At 60.6% G+C, this 4,176-nt stretch carries 3 protein-coding genes; all 3 read left to right on the top strand.

Annotated features, from left to right (window positions below; translation table 11 throughout):
* Nucleotides 1-155: 155 nt before the first annotated feature.
* Nucleotides 156-1,166: a prepilin-type N-terminal cleavage/methylation domain-containing protein gene (locus tag AC1DMG_RS20455; protein ID WP_477180999.1), complete on the top strand. Its 1,011-nt coding sequence runs from the start codon at nucleotides 156-158 to the stop codon at nucleotides 1,164-1,166.
* Nucleotides 1,167-1,215: 49 nt separating this feature from the next.
* Nucleotides 1,216-1,770 carry a pilus assembly PilX family protein gene (locus tag AC1DMG_RS20450; protein ID WP_441602670.1) on the top strand — a complete coding sequence of 185 codons (555 nt, stop codon included), beginning with the start codon at nucleotides 1,216-1,218 and terminating at the stop codon, nucleotides 1,768-1,770.
* A 77-nt stretch (nucleotides 1,771-1,847) separates the two neighbouring features.
* Nucleotides 1,848-4,176 (top strand): pilus assembly protein (locus tag AC1DMG_RS20445; protein ID WP_477180998.1); only part of this gene is annotated, 2,329 nt, incomplete at its 3' end.

Below are 4,176 nucleotides of genomic sequence, written 5' to 3'. Positions count from 1 at the left end.
GCCAACACCGTTGGCACGATTGCCTGCACGCCCGCCAGCGGCACCAATTCCGCCAACTGCACCGTCACCATCCAGTTTGATGACAGCCGTGCCGGCCTTAGCGGCACATCCACCCAACAAGTTGTCACGCAGGCCCTGCTATGAGTGAGTATTCCATGCGCCGCACTCGAACGCGCAGGCGAGCCGCTGGCTTCACCTTGATCGAGCTGATGGTGGCCATGTTGTTGGGGCTGATTGTCATCGGCGGCGTGACCAGCGTGTTTTTGGCGGGTCAGCAGACTTACCGTACGAACGATGCGCTGGGCGAAGTGCAGGATGCGTCGCGCATCGCGTTCGAGCTGCTTTCCCGCGACGTGCGCAGCGCCGGTTACACGGGGTGTGACGGAAGCAGCGGCCGCATCGCCAACGTGATCAACGCGCCTATCCCGTGGTACGCCGACTGGAGCAACACCCTGTTGGGATATGACGATGCCAGCAAGGACCCGGCATTGAGCACGCTCCCCACCAGTGGCGCGACTTCGCCGGTGGCGGCTACCAGCTCGGTGCACACGCTTGGCAGCACCAACCTGGATGTCGTGGTTTCGGCGGTGACGCCAAGCAGTGCAGCCAACATCAATATCAATGCCGCCAGCACGTTGTTGACGACCGGCAGTCTGATCATGGTCTGCGATTTCRACCACTCCACCATCATGCAGGTCGATTCTTATGCTGCCGGTGGCACGGTGGTGACCCACAACAGCGGCTCGGCGATTCCTCCGGGCAATTGCTCGCTGGGCCTTGGCTATCCGACCAGCTGCGGCACCGCCAATGCGTACACCTTCCTCGCCAACGCCAGGATGGCCTTGCTCAGCGGATCGGTCTGGTATCTGGGCAACAACCCGGCTGGCACGACGTCGCTTTATCGCCTGACTGCCATTTCCAGCGCCACCGGGACCACGGCTACCGCCCAGGAAATGGTGCGCAATGTCACCGCGCTGAAGATCAGCTACTTGCCGTTGGGCAATGCGGCATTTGGCACGGCCGCCAGCGTCACCAACTGGCCGCAGGTAACGGCCGTGCAAGTCCAGCTCACGCTGGCAAGTACGAACAAGCTTGCCGGTGTCGACGGCAAGCCGCTGGTGCGTTCGTTTACCAGCACCACCACACTGCGCAATCGAGTGCCGTGACATGACGATGGCCAACACATTCCGACATCGCGCCGCACGCGGCGAACCCATGAAATCGTCCCAGCGCGGTGTTGCGCTGGTGGTGGCGATGATTCTGTTGATACTCATCACCCTGGTGGGCCTGGCGGCTGTTCGCGGCACCATCATGCAGCAGCGGATGGCGGCGAATCTTTACGATCGCCAGGTGGCCTTCCAGAGCGCCGAAGCGGCGATACGCGAGGCGTCGGCGCTGATTCCCACCCAACCCACGCTGATCTGGCACAACTGCCAGGCCGGTGGCGTGACCTGCCTGCCCAATCCGTTCAACGATCCCACGCTGACCACCGCCAATATCAATCCGGTGGCCACGGGCACCGGAACAGGCGCCTATACCGCCAGCGCGACGGCCGCGAGCCAACCGGAATACGTGGTGGAAAACATGGGCAACTGGGTTGACCAGAGCAGCAATACGGGTAGTGGGCAGACGGCCAATTGCCGCAATTACGGCGCGCAGGGTTGCTCCAGTTCGGTGGTGTTCTATCGCATCACTGCGCGCAGCGGCAATCCCGCCGTGGTGGGTGACCGTGCCGTTGTCACCTTGCAAGCCATCGTCAAACAGGGCTGATCATGTCGATTTCTCCGTCCATGCAGCACCTGCCTCGCCATTCTGGCCAAGACACTCCATTCCACGATGGAAACGCGATGAATACGCCAACACGACCGACGCATCGTTTCAAGCAGGGCGCCTGCCGTTTGCTGGGCATGGCGCTGGCCGTGTGGTTGCTTGGCGCCGTCTACACGCCAGCGCAAGCCGCCACCACAACGGTGACGATCGATCAGCAGCCAGTGACACTGCAGCCCACCATTCCGCCGAATATCGTGCTGATGCTCGATGACTCAGGCTCGATGGCGTGGGATTACATGCCCGATGCCTGTTATTTGAACGGCGTGACCTGCAGCGGTACGACCAATGGCACTACGCCAAGTGGCAATGGCACCGACAGTGTGACAGCGTTCAACAACGCCGCGCTGATCGACTCGAACAACAACGGCGTCTATTACAACCCCACCGTAACCTACACCGTTCCAGTCAAGGTCGACGGTTCCAGCTACACCAGCTACACCGATATCACCGCCGTGCCGATCGACGGATTCAGTGGAAGCAGCTCGAACGCTAACCTGACCAACTATTCGAACAAGGACATCCGCGGCGAAGGTCAAAACAACTTCGGGTCGCTCAGCTATTCGGGGCTGGGCACGCACACGGTAGCGTTTAGCCAGACGCTCAGTTCCAATACCAAGTGCAAAAACGCCTATAACGCTGCCAATAACGACGGCAAATCCTTCAACTACAGCAGCAGCACGCAGCTCTGTACGTTCAACTATTACCTGAGCTATTTCCAGTATTCGACGGATTCCAACGGTGGCGCTGGGCCGTATACCACCCAGTTCGTGGCTGCATCGACTTGCGCGACGGGCGACACGAACTGTGTGCCTGCCACCGACACCACTGGCGTGGCGGCGCCCAAGGGTATCGCCGCGGGCACGAACATCGCCAACTGGTTCGCCTACTATCACACGCGCATCCTGATGGCCAAAAGCGGCCTGATGCTCGCATTCTCCTCGCTCGACAAAAACTATCGTGTCGGCTTTGGTTCGATCGACGGCAACAACAGCAGTGGGCTTCCGTCGTCCAAGTATTCCTATACCGACAACTACAATAGCGATACCAATTACATTGCCAACGTGGCGCCCTTTGGCGATGGCAGCAAATCCACCGACCAGAAGGTCAATTTCTGGAACTGGATTGCCGGAGAAAGTGCGAGCAACGGCACGCCGTTGCGCCAGGCGCTGGATCAGGTAGGTCAGTATTACCAGACCTCGCAGCCATGGACGACGATGTCCACCGATCCTGCCTCCGCGCAGGGTTCCAGCACAACGATCGCATGCCGCCAGTCATACACCATCCTCACCACCGACGGCTTCTGGAACGACAGCACCAGCAATATCAGCACCACCGGCAACGTGGATAACACCAGCGCGACACGCACTGGCCCCAACGGCCTGAGCTACACGTATACGCCCGCGGCTCCTTACAAGGACGGCAACAGCAACACGCTGGCCGACGTGGCCATGAAGTACTGGATCACCGATCTGCAGACGAGTGTGCCCAATTCGGTGCCGACCAATTCGGCTGACCCCGCCTTCTGGCAGCACATGACCACCTTTACCATGGGGTTGGGTTTCACGCCCGTCGGCATCAGCCCGTCGACGGCGACGATCAGTGGCATCTTCAATTGGGCCAATGGTGTTCCCAATTCGAGCATCAGCAATTTCAGCTGGCCCACGCCGGCTTCCAACTCGATCTACAACATTGCCGACCTGGCGCACGCGGCGGTCAACGGCCATGGCGGTTTTTATTCCGCTACCAGTCCGCAGTCATTCACCAGCGGCCTGACCGATGCATTGAACCGCGCGTCCCAGCGCACAGGCTCGGGCGCCAGCCTGTCGGCCAACTCCACCCAGTTGACTACCGGTACGGTGGCCTATCAGGCCACCTACACCACCGCCAAATGGAAGGGCGACCTGCAGGCGTTTACGATCAACTCGTCGACGGGCGCAATCAGTACGTCGGCGACGTGGTCCGCAGCGAACATGCTGGTGAAGAGTGCTACCGTCAGCACCACGGGCGGGGTCACCACCTCCACGTATCCCAGCCGCAATATCGTCACCTATAACCCCACGGCAGCGGCAGGTTCGCAGTTCGTGCCGTTCATCAACACGGCCTCCGCACCGCCGGCGCTCTCCAGCGCCCAGTTGACGGCACTGAGCGGTGGAAATACCGGGACAGCGGCAACTACCGCTCAAATGGCGCTGGTCAACTATCTGCGTGGCGACAACACACTGGAAGTAGCCGGCACGTACCGCACGCGTGACACGCCGCTGGGCGATATCGTGGACTCTCAGCCGGTGTATTCCGGCGCGCCCAACCCGAACGTATTTCAGAACCAGACGTTAACGGGCATCAACG

It is taken from the genome of Dyella sp. 01N36, from assembly GCF_056399745.1.
The sequence above is the reverse complement of the archived record's forward strand: the minus strand, read 5'-3'. Positions and strand labels throughout refer to the sequence as shown.